The organism is Clostridium sp. YIM B02500 (genome assembly GCF_022324665.1).
GTDB classification, from domain to species: domain Bacteria; phylum Bacillota; class Clostridia; order Clostridiales; family Clostridiaceae; genus Clostridium; species Clostridium beijerinckii.
On record NZ_JAKGTE010000017.1, the window covers coordinates 13,310 to 32,665 of the forward strand.

At 30.2% G+C, this 19,356-nt stretch carries 15 protein-coding genes; all 15 read right to left on the reverse strand.

Going from position 1 to position 19,356, the window contains the following annotated elements; translation table 11 throughout:
- Window positions 1-235: 235 nt before the first annotated feature.
- Complete coding sequence (locus L1S46_RS14815) at window positions 236-2,158, reverse strand: fructose-specific PTS transporter subunit EIIC (RefSeq protein ID WP_077829514.1); 1,923 nt, start codon at window positions 2,156-2,158, stop codon at window positions 236-238.
- 124 nt (window positions 2,159-2,282) lie between these two features.
- Window positions 2,283-3,185, reverse strand: coding sequence for a 1-phosphofructokinase (pfkB, locus tag L1S46_RS14820; RefSeq protein WP_017209655.1), 903 nt, complete (start codon window positions 3,183-3,185; stop codon window positions 2,283-2,285).
- Window positions 3,178-3,930, reverse strand: a complete 753-nt coding sequence (locus L1S46_RS14825; protein ID WP_017209656.1) for a DeoR/GlpR family DNA-binding transcription regulator — start codon at window positions 3,928-3,930, stop codon at window positions 3,178-3,180. The genes pfkB and L1S46_RS14825 overlap by 8 nt, the downstream gene beginning before the upstream one ends.
- 118 nt (window positions 3,931-4,048) lie before the next feature.
- Window positions 4,049-4,915: a pyridoxamine kinase gene (locus L1S46_RS14830; protein WP_238900343.1), complete on the reverse strand. Its 867-nt coding sequence runs from the start codon at window positions 4,913-4,915 to the stop codon at window positions 4,049-4,051.
- A gap of 249 nt (window positions 4,916-5,164) precedes the next feature.
- On the reverse strand, window positions 5,165-5,656 hold the full coding sequence (locus L1S46_RS14835; protein WP_011969163.1) for a mannose/fructose/sorbose PTS transporter subunit IIB: 492 nt from the start codon (window positions 5,654-5,656) through the stop codon (window positions 5,165-5,167).
- A 501-nt stretch (window positions 5,657-6,157) separates the two neighbouring features.
- Window positions 6,158-7,645, reverse strand: a complete 1,488-nt coding sequence (locus tag L1S46_RS14840; protein WP_238900344.1) for an altronate dehydratase family protein — start codon at window positions 7,643-7,645, stop codon at window positions 6,158-6,160.
- Window positions 7,646-7,737: 92 nt separating this feature from the next.
- Window positions 7,738-9,186 (reverse strand): tagaturonate reductase, encoded by a 1,449-nt coding sequence (locus L1S46_RS14845; protein ID WP_238900345.1) that lies wholly within the window; start codon window positions 9,184-9,186, stop codon window positions 7,738-7,740.
- A 332-nt stretch (window positions 9,187-9,518) separates the two neighbouring features.
- On the reverse strand, window positions 9,519-10,469 hold the full coding sequence (locus L1S46_RS14850; RefSeq protein ID WP_238900346.1) for a sugar kinase: 951 nt from the start codon (window positions 10,467-10,469) through the stop codon (window positions 9,519-9,521).
- A 1-nt stretch (window position 10,470) separates the two neighbouring features.
- Complete coding sequence (locus L1S46_RS14855; protein WP_011969159.1) at window positions 10,471-11,118, reverse strand: bifunctional 4-hydroxy-2-oxoglutarate aldolase/2-dehydro-3-deoxy-phosphogluconate aldolase; 648 nt, start codon at window positions 11,116-11,118, stop codon at window positions 10,471-10,473.
- A 668-nt stretch (window positions 11,119-11,786) separates the two neighbouring features.
- Window positions 11,787-13,193, reverse strand: a complete 1,407-nt coding sequence (locus L1S46_RS14860; protein ID WP_238900347.1) for a glycoside-pentoside-hexuronide (GPH):cation symporter — start codon at window positions 13,191-13,193, stop codon at window positions 11,787-11,789.
- Between the two features lie 52 nt (window positions 13,194-13,245).
- On the reverse strand, window positions 13,246-13,668 hold the full coding sequence (locus tag L1S46_RS14865; protein WP_077856904.1) for an HIT family protein: 423 nt from the start codon (window positions 13,666-13,668) through the stop codon (window positions 13,246-13,248).
- Between the two features lie 85 nt (window positions 13,669-13,753).
- Window positions 13,754-15,202, reverse strand: a complete 1,449-nt coding sequence (locus L1S46_RS14870) for a tagaturonate reductase (protein WP_238900348.1) — start codon at window positions 15,200-15,202, stop codon at window positions 13,754-13,756.
- Window positions 15,203-15,289: 87 nt separating this feature from the next.
- Window positions 15,290-16,690 carry a glucuronate isomerase gene (uxaC, locus tag L1S46_RS14875; protein WP_023975092.1) on the reverse strand — a complete coding sequence of 467 codons (1,401 nt, stop codon included), beginning with the start codon at window positions 16,688-16,690 and terminating at the stop codon, window positions 15,290-15,292.
- A 195-nt stretch (window positions 16,691-16,885) separates the two neighbouring features.
- Window positions 16,886-17,884 carry a LacI family DNA-binding transcriptional regulator gene (locus L1S46_RS14880; protein WP_023975093.1) on the reverse strand — a complete coding sequence of 333 codons (999 nt, stop codon included), beginning with the start codon at window positions 17,882-17,884 and terminating at the stop codon, window positions 16,886-16,888.
- A 176-nt stretch (window positions 17,885-18,060) separates the two neighbouring features.
- Window positions 18,061-19,302 (reverse strand): NAD(P)-dependent oxidoreductase, encoded by a 1,242-nt coding sequence (locus L1S46_RS14885; protein ID WP_011969153.1) that lies wholly within the window; start codon window positions 19,300-19,302, stop codon window positions 18,061-18,063.
- Window positions 19,303-19,356: the final 54 nt, after the last annotated feature.

Below are 19,356 nucleotides of genomic sequence, written 5' to 3' on the forward strand. Positions count from 1 at the left end.
TATTTATATTATGTTTTATTTGTAAATTTATAATACCATATTATTTTATATTTTTACGTAACATATGATACAAATCCATAAAAAAGATATATAAGAAAATCCTATATTTTATCCTTTTTTATAGAAATATTTTTCATTTTATTTTAGAAGTCAATAAAAGAAGCAGTGGCTGTTTTTAACTTCCACTGCTTCCTATACCCTTATATTAACTTACCCTCTTATTTTCCCATAAATCTTATTTTTGTACTGGTTTCTTTATTATTCCTAATATTATTGCCCCAACTACTGCACCAATGATTATTGATGCTAAGTATTGAAGTGGATTAGTTACTATTGCAATAACAAATATTCCACCGTGAGGTGCTCTTAATGCACATCCAAATGCCATTGAAAGAGCTCCAGCAACTGCTGAACCAATTATACAAGATGGTAGTACTCTTATTGGATCTGCTGCTGCAAAAGGAATCGCACCTTCTGAAATAAATGATAATCCCATTATATAGTTTACAAGACCTGCTTGCCTATCTTTTTCAGTAAATTTATTTCTAAATACTGTAGTACATATTGCAATTGCAAGTGGTGGAACCATACCACCAGCCATAACAGCTGCCATTATATCAAAGTTTCCACTAGCAAGTGATGCTGTACCAAAAAGATAAGCTGCTTTGTTAACTGGACCACCCATATCAACTGACATCATACCACCTAAAACAATACCTAAAAGAATCTTACTTGTACCACCCATTGAGTTAAGTGCACCAGTGATACCTGTATTTATTGATCCCATTATTGGGTTTATGAATAACATTATAACACCGATTAAAAATGTTCCTAGTAAAGGATATAAAAATACTGGTTTTATACCTTCTAAACTGTTTGGTAAACCTGCAAATAACTTCTTAAGACCAACAACTAAATATCCAGCAATGAAACCTGCAAGTAATGCCCCTAAGAAACCACCAGAAACTGCTGGAACCTTTGGATCAAAAGCGCTTGCAAAAGTAATACCGGCACTAGCTAAAGCACCACCAACAAAACCTACTGAAAGAGCTGGTCTATCTCCAATACTCATTGCAATAAATCCAGCAAGAACTGGTAACATAAATCCAAATGCAGTACCACCAATCTTCATCAATACGGCTGCAATAGGTGTACCTGAACCAAAACCACTTGGATTAGCCGGATTGAATGTATCAAATAAGAATGCTAATGCTATTAATATACCACCACCAATTACAAACGGTAACATATGTGATACACCATTCATAAGATGCTTATAAATTTGGCGTCCAACTGATTCGTTTGAAACATCTTCGCTGCTATCGGCACCTCCAGCATGATGATATATTGGAGCATTTCCACTTATAGCTTCCTCAATCAATTGTGCTGACTTGTGTATTCCATCTGCAACCTTGGTTTTAATTACTCTCTTACCATCAAATCTAGCCATTTCTACATTTTTATCAGCTGCTATAATTATACATTCTGCATTTGCTATTTCTTCTTTTGTTAAAACGTTTTTAGCGCCGCCAGAACCATTTGTCTCAACTTTTATTGAGACCCCCATATCTTTCCCCTTACTTTCAAGACTTTCAGCTGCCATGTAAGTATGTGCAATTCCTGTTGGGCATGCAGTTACTGCTAATACTCTATAACCACTTTTATTCATCTCTATTTCCCCCTTTACCTCTTCAGGAAACTTTTCCATTTCCTTCTTATCTATTAACCTTAAAAACTCCTCTTTATCAGAACAGTCGATTAAGCTTGTTCTAAATGCTTCATCCATTAATATAGTAGATAATCTTGCCAATACTTCTAAGTGTAAATTATCATTATTATCTGGTACAGCAATCATGAAGAAAAGATGTGCTGGTTGACCATCTAATGAATCATAATCAACACCCTTTTTACAAATTGCAGCTGCAAGAGATGCTTTCTTTACTGCACTCGTTTTTCCATGTGGAATCGCTATTCCATCCCCTATCCCAGTTGTACTTAATTCTTCCCTGGCTAATATTGCTTTTTTATATTCTTCCTTATTATTTAAATTTCCTGTTTTATCCATTAAATCAACTAATTCATTTATACATTGTTCTTTTGTATTTGGATTAAAATTTAAGTTTATGCCTTGTTTGTGTAATAAATCTACAATCCTCATTGTTAGCCTCCTAAAATTTAAATATATTTTTATTCTTTTGTAAAAATCATAATACTAGTTAAACTACTCTTGTCAAAACTTTAAAATATAATAAGATTCAACTCATACTAGCATAAATTCACTATTAAATTTGCTTTAATAATTCATATACTTGTTCTTTAGTTGCCAATTCTTCTGAGAAAGCACTTGCACTTCCTGTAGCAATTCCCATTTTGAACGCTTCTTCTATATTTTTATTTTTCAAATATCCACATAAGAAACCAGCCACCATTGAATCTCCAGCCCCAACTGAATTTTTAAGTATTCCTTTTGGAACAGCTCTTTTTATCGGATCTCCATTTTCAGGTAGTAGAATTGCTCCATCACCTGCCATTGAAATAAGAACATTTTTTGCTCCCATTTCTTGAAGTTTTCTACCATATTTAATTATGTCTTCATCATCTTTTAATTCTACATTAAACATTTCTGCAAGTTCATGATGATTTGGTTTTATCAAAAACGGTTTATATTTTAATACCTTTAATAGCAAATCTTTTGTTGCATCAACTATGAACTCTACACCCTTATCCAATAAGCTGTTCATAATGCTTTCATATATATTATCTGGCACACTATTTGGTATACTCCCTGATAATATTAAATAATCGCCTTTTGTTAGATGTGAAAGTTTTTCATGTAAGAGGTTTAACTCTTCATCAGTTATTGCTGGTCCAGATCCATTAATTTCTGTTTCTCCATCACTTTTAAGTTTCACGTTTATTCTAGAAAATCCACTTTTTAATTTTATAAAATCACAGTTTACGCCATGGCTTTGTATTTGTCTTAGAATTTCATCTCCAGTAAATCCAGCAACATATCCAAGAGCTGTATTAGCTACCCCTAGATTTTTAAGAACTATGGATACGTTAATTCCTTTACCACCCGCATAAATATTTTCTTCTTCAGTTCTATTTAATGAATCAACCTTAAATGAATCAACTTTAACAATATAATCTAAAGAAGGATTAAGAGTTATTGTATTAATCATTTTTTACCACCTCTATTACATTAGTATCATAACTAATATTATTATCAATTTTTGTTGTTATTAATGTTGAATCTGCTATTGCTCCGAAAGTTATAAAACTAACTTTTTCTAATTTAGATTGATCTGCCAATACATATGATTCTCTGCACATTTTCATTGCTTGAGCTTTAACCATTGCTTCATTCATATCTGGAGTTGTATAACCGCTCTCGTTGCTTACGCCATTTACTCCAAAGAAACCTTTTGAGAAATTATATTTTTTCAAATCTTCTACAACAGTACTTCCTACTATTGCTTCAGTTATAGCTTTAACTTCGCCTCCAACAATAAAAGTCTTAAAACCTCTTTCCAAAAGCTTTTTTGCATGAACTATTCCATTAGTTACAACTATTATTTCGTTGGCTTCAATAAAATCTATTAAGATCTCAGTTGTTGTTCCAGCATCCAAGTAGAGTATATCCCCATCTTCAATTAATGCAGCAGCATGCTTTGCTATTTCAGATTTTTCATCTACATTCAAAGATTGTCTAACATTAACTTTATAATCGTGCTTGGATGTACTCTCACCTATTGCAATTGCACCTCCATGAATTTTCTTCAAAAGCCCCTCACTATCAAGTGTATTTAGATCTCTTCTAACTGTAGATTCCGAAGCATCCAGTAATTTTACTAAATCAGTAACAGATACTATTCCTTTTACCTTCAACTCCTGAAGAATGATATTAAACCTTTCTTCTGTAAACATTATCATCACTCCTCTGATATAATAATAACTTATATTTCAATAAAAATCAACCATTTTATTTCAAAAAAAATCACTTTTTTCATGCTTATTGATTTTTATTGATTGTTTTTATTCATATTTAAATATTTTGTTCTTCTGTTGACCGTTTCAAGTTATTTAACTTATACAATATTGGTTCTAAAAGTAATCCTTCTCTTGCCGGGTAATCATAAGAACTGCTTTCTTTAATACAATCTTCAACGAATTTGCATGATTCTTCAACGCTCTTTTCTAATGAGTTACCATCCATAATTAATCCAATCAAAACTGATGTAAAAACATCTCCAGTTCCTGGATAAGATCTTTCTATCCTATCCCTAATTATTAATTTGAAAGAATCGTTTTCTCCATTATATACAGCTATCCCAATCTTCTTTTTATTTGCGACAGGTGCACTTGTGATTATTACGTTTTCACATCCAAAACTATATAATTTTCTAGAAAGCGCTAATAGCTTTTCTTCATTTACTTCATCTACGATCTTTTCATCACATAGAATACATGCTTCCGTAAAGTTAGGTGTAATGATATGCGAGTATCTTATTATCCTTTTTAAGCTATCTGAATATTCCTTATTAAAATTACTATAATATGAACCATTATCAGCGAAAATAGGATCGAGTACTACCAATGATTCATTCTTGTTTACAGATTCTAATAAAAGTAAAGTTTCTTCAATATTATTAGTACTTCCTAAGTATCCAACAAATATACTTTCAAAATTCATGTTCAATTCAAGATAGTGTTGAACTGCCTTACTTATATATCCATCCAATCTTTCTATGTTTGGTCTAAAACCTCCAGTATGACTTGTTAATATCATAGTAGGTATTGGACAAACCTCCACCCCCAAAGTTGATAGAATAGGAATTACATTGGTTAAAGCCGCTTTTCCTATTCCGCATAAATCATGTAAAACAGCTGCTCTTTTTATAGGCTTTATCATAGATTTCTCCTCTCTAAAACATTTTTACATTTAGTTCTTTAATTCTTCGTCATATTCAATAGAAATATAACTTCTTTGTAAAAAATTATAGTATTAATACCTAAATCAGGCAAATTAATTACCATAAAATTGTATTGCATTTGAACTTTTACTTTGTTCTTATTATATTTATCTAATAATTTTAACCTTTAATAAAAAAATGCTATATCCCTATCTATTAAAGGTTATATAGCACTTCACTGTTATTATCTATAAGAATTTCAATTCTTTTAACCTGTCAATTAAATTAATCTTGTTATCTTTCGCTACCTGCCTTATCTCTAGTTCAATGCCTTTCTCGTAAAGTTTCTTGAAACATTCTATATCTTGATTATTTACGGATATAGCACCAGTGATTTGTTTTTTTCCATCCTTATAGCACATTCCTCCAACATTTACAGATTTAATATCAACTCCACCTTCAATCATTCGAAGCACATCTGCTGGATTAGTAAACAAAAATAAAGTTTTAAAATTTTTATATTTAGGATCCTTATAAGCTTTGATAGCGGTTTCTATTGGTATTACATAAGCTTTAATTCCTTTTAATGCTACTTGAAGTAACAACTGTTTTCTCAAATCATCTTTAGCAACTTCATCACTACACGCCATAATTCTGTTACACCCACTTGCTTTTGACCATATGGTTGCAATCTGTCCATGTATTAATCTGTCATCAATTCTTACAAAGCTAATTTCCATGATTTCAAAACCCCTTCAAATTTTATACTATAAAATATTTTATATTAATTCTATATTTATCATGTACATTTAAACGCAGCTATCCCCAACGCTACATTTCATTTTTAAAATTTGTAATTATAATATCACAAAATGTATTCATTTTCAATCACAACAATTCACTTTCCTTCAAACAAAATCGTGATAATCCCACTTAAAGCTCAAAATAAGATTTTCTTTATATTATTATTTATTAAAAAATTAAGCTATAATCATTTACTCTTATTTATGTTATGTTGAAATTTAGTTTCTGCATCCTAGCCTTAATTAATCATTTAACTTGCTAGAATTTTAAATATAGATTTATCTTTGAAGGATTTATACTTAAATTACTCAATTAAATTCATTATATTCAGTAAAATACAAATTATAATTTTTATAACAAAAATAGCATATTAAAGTAATTTTAATATGCTAAATTGTTTATATTTTTTACTCAAGTATACTTTCTTATGCTGAATTTTATAAAGTAACACCTTGTTTTAAAATAGCTAACTCTTTAAATTTATTAATTTCATTATTTACATATTTTCCATTAGCCACTTCAACCACATATTTTATAAATTCTTCTGTTACTTCACTCAAAGTCTTATCTTCAACTAAAGTTCCTGCATTAAAGTCCATCCAATGTGGCTTTAAATTGTATAATGGAGTATTTGTTGATATCTTCATTGTTGGAACAAATGTACCAAACGGTGTTCCTCTACCTGTTGTAAATAAAACCATATGACAACCAGCTGCCGCTAAAGCTGAGGCTGCAACTAAATCATTTCCTGGTCCACTTAAAAGATTTAATCCATTAGTTTTTAAAGTTTCACCATATTTTAATACACCTACAACTGTTGAATCTCCTGATTTTTGTGTACAGCCTAAAGATTTATCCTCTAATGTTGTAATTCCACCAGCTTTATTTCCTGGAGAAGGATTTTCATATATAGGCTGATTATAAGCCATGAAATATTCTTTGAAATCATTTATTAAATGTACAGTTTTATCAAAAGTTTCATTATCTTTAGATCTATTCATAAGAATTGTTTCAGCACCAAACATCTCAGGAACTTCTGTAAGTATTGTTGTTCCACCTTGTGCAACTAAGAAATCTGAAAAACTACCTACAAGAGGATTTGCAGTTATTCCTGAGAATCCATCTGAACCACCGCACTTCAATCCAACTTTTAAATTTGATAGAGATACTGATTCTCTCTTATCATCTTTCATATTTTCATAAAGCTCACGTAATATCTTTGCACCCTCTTCTATTTCGTTAGAAACTTCCTGTGATACTAGAAATTTAATTCTAGTTGAATCATATTCTCCCAATGACTCAATAAATTCAGCCATTGTATTATTTTCGCAACCAAGTCCAAGTACTAACACGCCTCCAGCATTAGGATGCTTTACTAAATTTCCAAGCATAGTTCTTGTATTTGCATGATCATCTCCCAATTGAGAACATCCATAATTATGTTTAAAAATTTCAACACTATCGATCCCAACAGGTTTTACATCTTCTTTGAATTTTTCGATTATTCTTTCACCAATTCCATTAACGCACCCAACAGTTGGCACTATCCAAAGTTCATTTCTTATACCGACATTACCATTTGCTCTTTTATATCCATCAAAAGTAAGATTTCTATTTTCTATAGAAACTTGTTTTAGCTGTTGATTAAAATTATATTCCATAATTCCATCTAAATTTGTTTTAATATTATGTGTGTGAATCCATTCTCCTATTGATATATCTTTAATAGCATGTCCTATTGGATATCCATACTTTATTACATTGTCGTTAACCTTAAAGTCTGATATAGCTACTTTGTGGCCTCTCTTTATATCTTCTTTTATCTCTATTTTTTTATTTTCAACTTCTATAATTTCACTTTTAGACAAATCTCTAAGTGCTACTACAACATTGTCTTTTTCATTTATTTTTATAATTTCTTTCATTGCTCTCTACCTACTTCCATTAAATTATTGTTCACAACTTTAAATTTAACAGCCATATGAATATTCTATAATAATAATTTATAATCTTATTTCTAAATAACTTCTTTTATAGCTTCCTTCATTCCTACTTTTTCAATTATTTCTAAATATCTTGAAACTTCATCAGCTAGATTAGGAATTTCATTCAAATTGCTTCCCCAATTCTTTTCATATGCAAGAATAGAAGTTACAATTTTGTTTAGGCCTTCTTTTGTTCCATCATATTTTTCCCATAATTCCTTGAATAATTCTAATATATCCTCATCATCAGCTAGTTGAATATCTTCGTCTCCTCTTTTTCCTTTGTAGAATTCTATTAAAGATGCAAGGGAGAATACTAATTTCTTAGGAAGTGTACCCTTTCTCTTTAGATATTCAGTCAAACTTGGTAAATCTCTTGTTTTGTATTTAGATAATGAATTTAATGCTATGCTCATTAGATAGTGCTTTACATATGGATTTTGGAATCTTTCTATAATCGCATCTGCAAATTCCACTAATTCTTCGTGAGGCAAATCTAAAGTTTCTATAATTTCATCATATATTACATCATGGACGTATCTTCCTATAACCTCATGATCAACAGCTTCTCCTACAGTTTCTAAACCATAAAGGTATGCTACTGGAACCATTGCTGTATGAGGTCCATTTAAAATTCTAACTTTTCTTGTTCTATATGGTGTCATATCATCTACAACTTTTACATTAAGTCCAGCTTTTTCTATTGGTAATTCATCTTTTATAGACTGAGGCCCTTCAATTACCCATAGGTGGAATATTTCCCCTACATCTACTAAATTATCATCATATCCAAGTTCTTCTCTAACTTCATCAATTGTATCTCTTGGATATCCTGGAACTATTCTATCAACTAAACTACAGCAAAAAGTATTAGCATCATTTATCCAATTCACAAAATCTTGTCCTAAATTCCACATTTCTGCATATCTTAATACTATTTCTTTAAGTTTTTCACCATTTCTATCAATAAGCTCACATGGAATTATAATAAAACCTTTACTATTGTCACCATTAAACACCATAAATCTACGGAACAAAAATGCGGTTAACTTACCCGGAAAACTTTTTTGACATCCTTCATTTAACTTATCATTCTCATCAAAAGCGATTCCTGCTTCTGTTGTATTTGACACTATGAACCTTAATTCTGGATTTTCTGCAACTTTTAAATATTCATTATAATCTGTATATGGATTAATTCCTCTACTTATACTATTGATTATTTTATGTGTTTTTATAGCTCTTTTTCCTTGAACTCCTTGAAGATAAAGTGTAAATAAGCCATCTTGTTCATTTAGCATATTAACTAGTCCACCTTCTTGAGGCTGAACGACTACGACACTTCCATTGAAACCTGCTTCTTCATTCATTTTGTCAATTTGCCAATCAACAAATGCTCTTAGGAAATTTCCTTCCCCAAATTGTAGCACTTTTTCAGGGTAAGTCTTAAATTCTTTATATATTTTCTTATTTAATTTCATTAGTTATTCCTCCTAAGTTTTTTCATTAAAAATATCTTAAACTAATTTCAATGGACAATTAACAATGCAAATGCTATCATTTTAATATTTCATATCTCTTCAATTACCAATATCAACTTTGATATATACATTGTTAAAGATAAGTAAAAGTTTATTTTAAATATTATTTGAAGTTTATAATTTAGAGATAGAATACACTTAAAATTTAATTATCAAAATAATCCTCTTTACTTATCCTTAAATGTAATTAAAATTTTATATGAAGAAAATACTTTTAATAGCGCTAACATTTTCAATTGTTAGAAATATAGTAATATCTATTTCAGAAAATTCTATCTTTCAACGCATTGTCTCTTTCCTATGAATTCCATCAGTTGATCATAATATGGATAACCTTCCATATCTCCTTGTACCAATGTTGCCATAGCTCCAACACCGTTAGCATATTGTCCAATTTCGTTTAGTGATAATTTTTCTAAATATCCAGCTAAAAATCCAGCTGCAAAACCATCGCCTGCCCCAGCTGTATCTTGAATTAAATCTGATACATTATATCCTGCGACCTTGACTCCTTCTTTTTTATCTTTTATATAGCAGCCTTCTGACCCTAATTTTACTGCGACTATTTTCGCTTCCTTATTTAAGAAAAAATCTGCCACATCATCTTTATTAGTTAATCCTAATAAAAGTTCCGCTTCATCTAATCCAGGCATTACAATATCTGCCTTACTAGCAATATCCACCAAGATCTTTCTAGCTTCATCAACCGTCCACAATTTAAGCCTGATATTAGGATCGAATGATACTAATATCTTGTTTTCTTTAGCTATTTCTATTGCTCTGTATACTGCTCTTCTACAACTTTCCGATAAAGCTGGCGTTATACCTGTAATATGAAGAATTTTAGCTTGCTTAATATATTCTTCATCAATATCCTCTGGCGATAAGCTACTAGCAGCAGAATTCTTTCTATAATAATATACATTCGGATTGCTTCGTTGATAACGTTCCTTAAAAAGCAATCCTGTAGGCCTTTCTTTATCAATTATTACTCTTGATGTATCTACTCCCTCTGCTTTTATAGAACTTATAACAAATCTTCCGAATTCATCATCCGAAACTTTTGAGAACCAGCCCGCACTATGATTTAATTTTGCCAGGGCAGTAGCGACATTTGATTCGGCACCACCGAGTGACTTGGAAAAAGTATGAACATGTCTCAAAGGGCCATTAATATTAGGGCTAAATACGACCATTGATTCTCCAAAAGTTAAAACATCCATTTTAGATTCTCTCCTTCGCTTTTCTGTATGCATCCATAAATTCTTTAGCAGTCCTTTGAACTAGATCATAATCGCCTGTTTTTGCACCTTTAGTTAAATCTCCTCCTGTTCCTACTACGAAGGCTCCTGCTTCTATCCACTCATGTAAGTTAGCTATACTAACACCACCTGTTGGCATAAAGTCTCCTTGAGGGAGCGGCCCCTTAAATGATTTAATTACTGATGGCCCATATAGATTGGCTGGGAATATTTTAACCACATCAACTCCATACTCAAAAGCTGTAATAGCATCCTTAACGGTCATTACTCCTGGCATAACCAGAATCTTATACCTATTACAAAGCTTTAAAGTATCAATATCTAAACTTGGGCTTACAATAAATTGTGCCCCTGCTAAAATACAAGCTCTTGCCGTTTCACTGTCTAATACAGTTCCCGCCCCAACAATTACATCGGTATCCTTATATTTTTCAGCAACTTCTTTAATAACTTCAACTGGATTTGGAACAGTCATTGTAAGTTCCATCACTTTTATTCCGCCTTTTGAAACAGCATCTACAATTTTAAGAGCTTCTTCTTTTGAGTCTCCCCTCACAACTGCGACAACACCTGCTTCTTTTATATTTTTCAAAACTTCTTCTCTTCTCATATTACACCTCAAATTCTTTCTTAATTAATATCTTCATAATGAATATATATACAGGTTTTAGATAATAAAATTATTCTTTAGAATATCCATTAGTTTAAAATTCATAGTCTTTCAAACTAATTTTTCAGAATATATATTATAATTTCAAACATTTATTTTTTAACAAATCTATTTTGTGCTATCACTATTAATTAAATACACAGTTCTTAAAATGGTTAACTTAAAATATGATTAATAAATTATAGTATGAAAATTATAGGTTTGAAGAATTCTATATTATTTATTTTCGTATTTTTAAGAACTGTGTTATATATTAAATAAGTTTATAGCTTATTTATATATCAAAACATTTTTTCTTTGATTATCACATCTAAAATATTTATAAATATTTTAATTTAATAAATAACTTTCGTTCACGTTAACAATTAGAGGTCGAACAATTGTTAACGTGAACAATTTTAGTTAAAAATTATTTAAGTTATATTTATATTATAATATCAAACAAAAGAATATGCAATACTTTTTTGTGAACGTTAACAGTTTTTTACAAGTATATCTTTTTTTATTTACTCAATATATAAAGATAAAACACTATCAACTCTCAAAATACAAAGCTGATAGCGCCTTATTCTTCTTAGCTAAACAATAATGATTTATTTATAACATTATTATTCTAAAATTCCTTTTTCCCATTTTCCTTCTTGTAAGTCTTGAGCAACTTTTCTGTACTTGTCATCTGGTAGATTATGTAATATACCTACTACAAGAGCAGCTAAAGCTAAAGCTACTGCTGGATACAATGTCATTGCTCCCTTAATTCCTAGTAATGTTTCTGCACTTTGTTGTGCGTTTGCAACATACCCAGTCATACCTAATACTGCTGCACTAACAAGGGCTGCCATAGATTGTGCAATTTTTCTTGAAAAGTTAAATGCAGCATAAGTTACACCTTCTTTTCTTATTCCAGTATGCCAATGTCCATAGTCAATTGCATCCGTTACGAATGCCCAAGTAACTCCATTTGGAATAGCTAAAGCTACATATCCTATTGTAACAAGAACTGTGAAAGTAGTAGCATTTGTTGGTATTATAAAGTTTAATCCATTAGCAACAATTCCAATCAATAGTCCTGCAATCGCAGTTTTCTTTTTACCAAAATGTTTTACTAAGAATGGAATAGCGAATATACCTATTACAGAACATCCAATCATTATACCATTAACTTTTGGTTGAAGTGCAATATCTCCTAAGTTATATTGGCAGAAGAAAATCATCATTTGATTATTAGTATTCATAGCTGATATTGTAAATAATTGCATAAGAATTAAACATAATAATGGTCTATTTGTAAATACAACCTTGAAATAATCTTTAGCAGATGCCTTTTCTGATTTACCTTCTCTATTAATTACAACATGTTCTTTTGTGTTTGCAAAACAGATAAAGAATGAAATGATCCCTATAACGGCCATAACTGCAGCTGCAACTGGATAACCAACTTTTTTATCACTAAACATCATAAGAATAGGTACAAAAGCTACTCCAGTTATTAATTGTGCTCCTAATGAACCAGCCTGTCTAAATGTAGCCAACTGACTTCTATCCTCTACGTCTCTTGTCATAACTGATGCTAATGATCCATAAGGAACATTAGTGAATGAGTATACAAGACCCCAAATCATATATGTTGCATAACCATATATAATTTTAGATGAAAGTGGCATCTCAGGCATAGTAAAGGTAATAATTGTAAGTAGTGCAAGAATTATACTTGAAATCATCATTACAGGTCTAAACTTTCCTGATTTACCTGCTTTTCTGCTATCTATCAACGATCCTGCTAATGGATCCATGAATGCATCGAATATCTTTGTAAATGCAAATATACCACCAACTGCTCCAGCACTAATTCCACATGTATCTATAAAAAACTTTGTAAGATATGATTGACCTAAGTCAAACATGAATCCATTACCAAAATCTCCAAAACCATAAGAAATTTTTTCTCTTAAACTTAATTTAACGTTTCCATTATTAGCATTAGTTGATGCGTTTTTGTCAACAGAATTTAACATTCTTTTTCCTCCGTATCTTTAATTTAGTTAATTTTTATTCATTAATTCAATACTATAAATTATCTTTTATTTTACAAATTAGGTTTTGGTATTCATCATCGCTTAAATATACTTTTTGTGGATTCATCTCAAAAGTTTTCCCCCAAGATGGACCTCCTTCATATTTAGGTACAATATGAAGATGAAGATGTTTCATCGTATCAGCAAATGCTCCATAATTTACTTTATCAGGGTTAAACGCTTTATGGATTGCTTTAGCTACCTTTCTAGCATCATTTATGAAAGCTGCTGCTTCCTCTTCAGTCAAATCCCCTATTTCACTTTTATGTTCCTTATAAACAACGTTACATCTTCCACTATAAGTTTGTTCCTTAAACAAATATACTGTTGATACATCCAAATCACAAATCTTAATCATTAAAGAATCTAAATCTTGATTCTTCGAACAATAAAAACAATTTTCATCAAAACTCATTTATTTACCTCCTTATTATTCATATTTTATATATATTTATTTATCATGCAATTAAGAAAATTTAATTGCATGATAATAAATTCCATTATAAGACTTCTTTGACAGCGTCTTTCATTCCTACTTTTTCAATTATTTCTAGGTATCTTGAAACTTCATCAGTTAAATTAGGAATTTCATTTAAATTGCTTCCCCAATTCTTTTCATATGCAAGAACAGAAGTTACAATTTTGTTTAGTCCTTCTTTTGTTCCATCATATTTTTCCCATAATTTCTTAAATAATTCTAATATATCCTCATCATCAGCTAATTGAATATCTTCGTCTCCTCTTTTTCCTTTGTAGAATTCTATTAAAGATGCAAGGGAGAATACTAATTTCTTAGGAAGCGTACCTTTTCTCTTTAGATATTCAGTCAAACTTGGTAAATCTCTTGTTTTGTATTTAGACAATGAATTTAATGCTATACTCATTAAATAGTGCTTTACATATGGATTTTGAAATCTTTCTATAATCGCATCTGCAAATTCTACTAGCTCTTCGTGAGGCAAATCTAAAGTTTCTATGATTTCATCATATATTACATCGTGGACATATCTTCCTATAACTTCATGATCAACCGCTTCCCCTACAGTTTCTAAACCGTAAAGGTACGCTACTGGAACCATTGCTGTATGAGGTCCATTTAAAATTCTAACTTTTCTTGTTCTATATGGTGTCATATCATCTACAACTTTTACATTAAGTCCAGCTTTTTCTATTGGTAATTCATCTTTTATAGACTGAGGGCCTTCTATTACCCATAAGTGAAATATTTCACCTACATCTACTAAATTATCATCATATCCAAGCTCTTCTCTAACTTCATCAATTGTATCTCTTGGATATCCTGGAACTATTCTATCAACTAAACTACAACAAAAAGTATTAGCATTGTTTATCCAATCAATAAAGTCTTGTCCTAAGTTCCATACTTCTGCATACTTTAATACTATTTCTTTAAGTTTTTCACCATTTCTATCAATAAGCTCGCATGGAATTATAATAAATCCCTTACTGTCATCTCCATTAAATGCATTAAATCTGTGATATAAAAATGCTGTTAGCTTACCTGGATAACTTTTTTGACATCCTCCATTTAAAGTATCGTTTTCATCAAATGCAATTCCTGCCTCTGTTGTATTTGACACTATAAATCTTAAATCTGGATTTTCTGCAACTTTTAAATATTCATTATAGTCTCTGTAAGGATTAATTCCCCTACTTATACTATTGATTACTTTATGAGTTTTTGATGCTTGCCCATTTTGGACCCCTTGTAAATATAAAGTGTATAAACAATCTTGATCATTAAGCATGTCCACAAGACCATTTTCTAATGGCTGAACAACTACAACGCTTCCATTGAAATCTGCTTCATCATTCATTTTATCTATTTGCCAATCAACAAAAGCTCTCAAAAAGTTACCTTCTCCAAATTGCAATACTTTTTCTGGATATGTTTTAAATTCTTTATATGATTCCTTATTTAATTTCACAGCTATTCCTCCTAAATCTTCACTTCATCTGTATCTTTGCATTATTGTATGAAAATAAGCATCTCACTTATTTTCATACATAAAAGATTACATATTAAAGTATTTGTCTGCGTTATTATAACTAATGTCAGCTACAATTTGTCCTAAATGTTCAATGTCGTTAGGTAACTCGCCATTTTCTACCCATTCTCCAATTACGTTGCAAAGTATTCTTCTAAAATATTCATGTCTTGTGTAAGATAAAAAGCTTCTAGAGTCTGTTAACATTCCAACAAATGTGCTTAGCATACCTAAATTAGCTAAAGTTCTAATTTGATCTTGCATACCAATCTTGTGATCATTAAACCACCAAGCTGATCCAAATTGTATTTTGCCCTTAATTCCGTCTCCTTGGAAGCATCCAAGTAATGTTCCTATTGTAGAATTATCATTTGGATTTAAACTATATATAATAGTCTTAGGTAAAGCTTTTTCACTATTTAACGAATCTAATAACCTTGACAGTGGAATTGCAACTTCTGTATCATTAAGTGAATCAAATCCTGTATCAGGTCCTAATTTTTCGAACATTACTTTGTTATTATCTCTAACGCAATTCATGTGAAATTGCATTACCCATCCTAGATCGTGATATAATTTTCCAAAGAACTTTAATATATATACTCTTAATTTATTTTCATCTTCAAAAGATACTTGTCCATTTTTAAGTACGTTTGCAAAAATTTCTCTAACTTCTTCTAAAGAAGCATTGCCTACTGGAACAAAATCCAATGCATTATCTGACACTCTACATCCAGCTTCATGAAAATATTCCACTCTCTTTTTTAATGCTTCTAAATATTCATCAAAGTTTGAAATTTTAGAACCAACTACTTCTTCTAGTTTGTTAAACCAATCTTTAAATGTTTCTTTATTAACTCCTAGAGCTTTATCAGGTCTAAAAGCTGGTAATACTTTCACATCAAAGCTTTTATCTTCTTTTATTGCTAAATGATATTCTAATGAATCTATAGGATCATCTGTTGTACATATCACTTTTACATTTGATTTCTTTATAAGATTTCTTACTGTAAAATCATCGCTATTTAACAGCTTATTAACTTTTTCCCAAATAGCAGGTGCACTTTTTTCATTTAAAACTTCATCTATTCCAAAGAATCTCTTAAGTTCTAAGTGTGTCCAATGATAAAGTGGATTTCCGATAGCAAATGATATAGTCTTTGCCCAAGCTAAGAACTTTTCATAATCACTTCCATCTCCTGTAATATATTTTTCATCTATGCCCAAAGTTCTCATCTGTCTCCATTTATAATGATCACCATAAAGCCATACTTGAGTTATATTTTCAAACTTTTTGTCTTCTAATATTTCCTTCGGATTAATGTGGCAATGATAATCAATAATTGGCATTTTTTCTGAATAATTATGATATAATTTTTCAGATGCTTCGTTGCTTAATAAAAAATTTTCATCCATAAACTTTTTCATATCAAAATCCTCTTTTCTTTTTTGTTCACGTGAACAAAAATACGTGCAAATCCCTGTTCACGTGAACATTTTCTTGTATCTACTTGATAACTTTATTATAATATCATATTTCAAATAACGCAACACTTTTTTGTGAACGTTAACAACTTTTTTTAATAATTAGTGCTTAAATTCACTAATTATTAAAATCCATTATTAAAGTTTTTTTACTGATTTTCTTACCACAAGCTGAGATTGTATATAAACTTTTTCTTTATCTACTTCTTTATTCTTTATAAGATTTAATAAGTTTCTTCCGCCATATTCGCTCATCGCCAAAGAATCCTTCCTTACACTTGTCAACGGAGGAGTTACATAGTTACAAAAGTTGCTATCATCAAACCCTATAATTGAGATATCTTCTGGAACTTTTAACCCAGCTTCAAATATTGCTTTCATAGCACCCACCCCAATATCATCATTAGCGCAAAATACTGCTGTTGGAACATTCTCTAATTTAAGTAACTTTTTCATATTTTCATATCCACTTTTCAGATCATATCTACCACTTAAAATATATTCCTCATTAATTGGAATATTATTATCCTCCAACGCTCTTATATATCCTCTTTTTCTATATACTGTTGATTCAAATTCCTTATTTCCTTGCAATAATGCTATTTTTCTATGATCGTTCTCTATAAAATAAGTAACTGCATCGTAAACTCCTTTTGTATCATCTGACATTATGTTTACTAATCCTTCATTTTCAATGTATCTATTTATAACTACAGTTGGTATATTTTTTTCTAGAATAGTCTGTATGAATTCATCATCATTTTTACTTTGACTTACAACAATTATTCCATCAAAATTTCTGTTATCAATTAAATGGGAGTATTGATAATCATCTATACCTCTTACAACTAAATTATATTCTTTATCTATGACATTATTGACTCCTCTTATAATTTCGTGAAAGAATGTATCTGATGTTCCTTCGCTAATCGATGAAAAAAATACACCTATAACGTATGATTTTAATAAAACAAGACTCTTAGCACTATAATTTGGTACATAATTCAATTCTTTTGCTAAAGCTATAATTTTAACCTTGGTTTCTTCATTAATATACGGACTATTATTAAGTGCTCTAGACACTGTTGTATGAGAAACATTAGCTAATTTTGCAATATCCTTTATAGTGACACTCATATTTTCTTTACACTCCTTATTAAGTAAACTTTTTTCACCATATACGATAATCACAGTATATAAAAAAGCTTAATCTACTTCTAATAATATTTTAATAATTAAAATTCATTTTTGCAACCTATACGATTTTAATTGTTTTTCCTTAATTTATCAATATTATATTTAATTTTTATTATTTAGTTGTTTTCACAGTAATCTTCAATGGTTTGAGCAACTATTTTGGCTTGCACTACTGCTTCTACTACAGTTTTAGCACCAGTAACAACATCACCTGACGCGAATGTACCTTTTTTAGTTGTATTTCCTTTATCATCTGTTATTAACAATCCCCATTTATTGGTATCTAATTTTGTTGTATTTGAAACTATATTAGTTCTAGGGGTTTGACTTACAGCTACAATTATTGAATCACATTTGAAAAATTCTTCTTTTTCTTCAATAAGTTTGTTTTGAACTTTTCCATCTGACTCTACTACATTCTCAGTATTAACTAACTTTACTCCCTCTTCTGTTATTTCTAATGGCGATTTAAATAATTCAAAATTAATTTTATCTTCCTTAGCTTCTTTTATCTCCTGCTTTGTTGCAGACATTTGATCAAAACCTTTTCTATATATTATTGTAACATCCTCAACTCCATTTCTTTTTGCACTTCTTGCGGCATCCATGGCTACATTACCAGCTCCGATAACAGCTACTTTATTACCTAGCTTATAGTTCTCTGGTGATTTTAAATAATCAATAGCAAAATGTACATTTCCTAAAGTTTCACCTTTAATATTTAATGTTTTTGGATTCCATACTCCGGTACCAATAAACACTGCTTTATAACCATCTTCAAATAGTCTATCTAATGTTATTACAGGACCGATAAGAGTATTAGGCCTAACTTTTACACCAAGTTCTATTAATCTTTCTTCAATGGAATCTACTAATTTTTTTGGAAGTCTATATTCTGGTATTCCATACCTTAGTACTCCACCTATCTTCTCGTGCGCATCAAAAATAGTAATATTATATCCTTTCCTAGCTAGTATAAATGCAATAGTAATTCCTGCTGGACCACCACCAATTATAGCAATTCTGTCTTTCTTTTTAGAAACAGCTTTAAACCTAGTTTCTTCTATGTATCTTTGAGATATTTCCTGTTCTATATCATGAAATCGTATTGGTTCCCCTTTAATCCCTCTTATACAATTTCCTTTGCATTGGTCTTCATGAATACATACTAATGAACATACTGCTGAAAGCGGATTATTTTCAAATAATATTTCTCCTGCTTCTTCAATTTTTCCTTCCTTATACATATTTATAATATCAGGTATAGGTGTTTCTACTGGGCAATTAGACTTACAAGCTGGTTTCTTACATAGCAAGCATCTATTTGCTTCACCAATCAAATTATTATTATTTATCATATTTGTCTTCCTCCTTATCATCATTTGTATATAAAGTATACTAACTTAATTTAG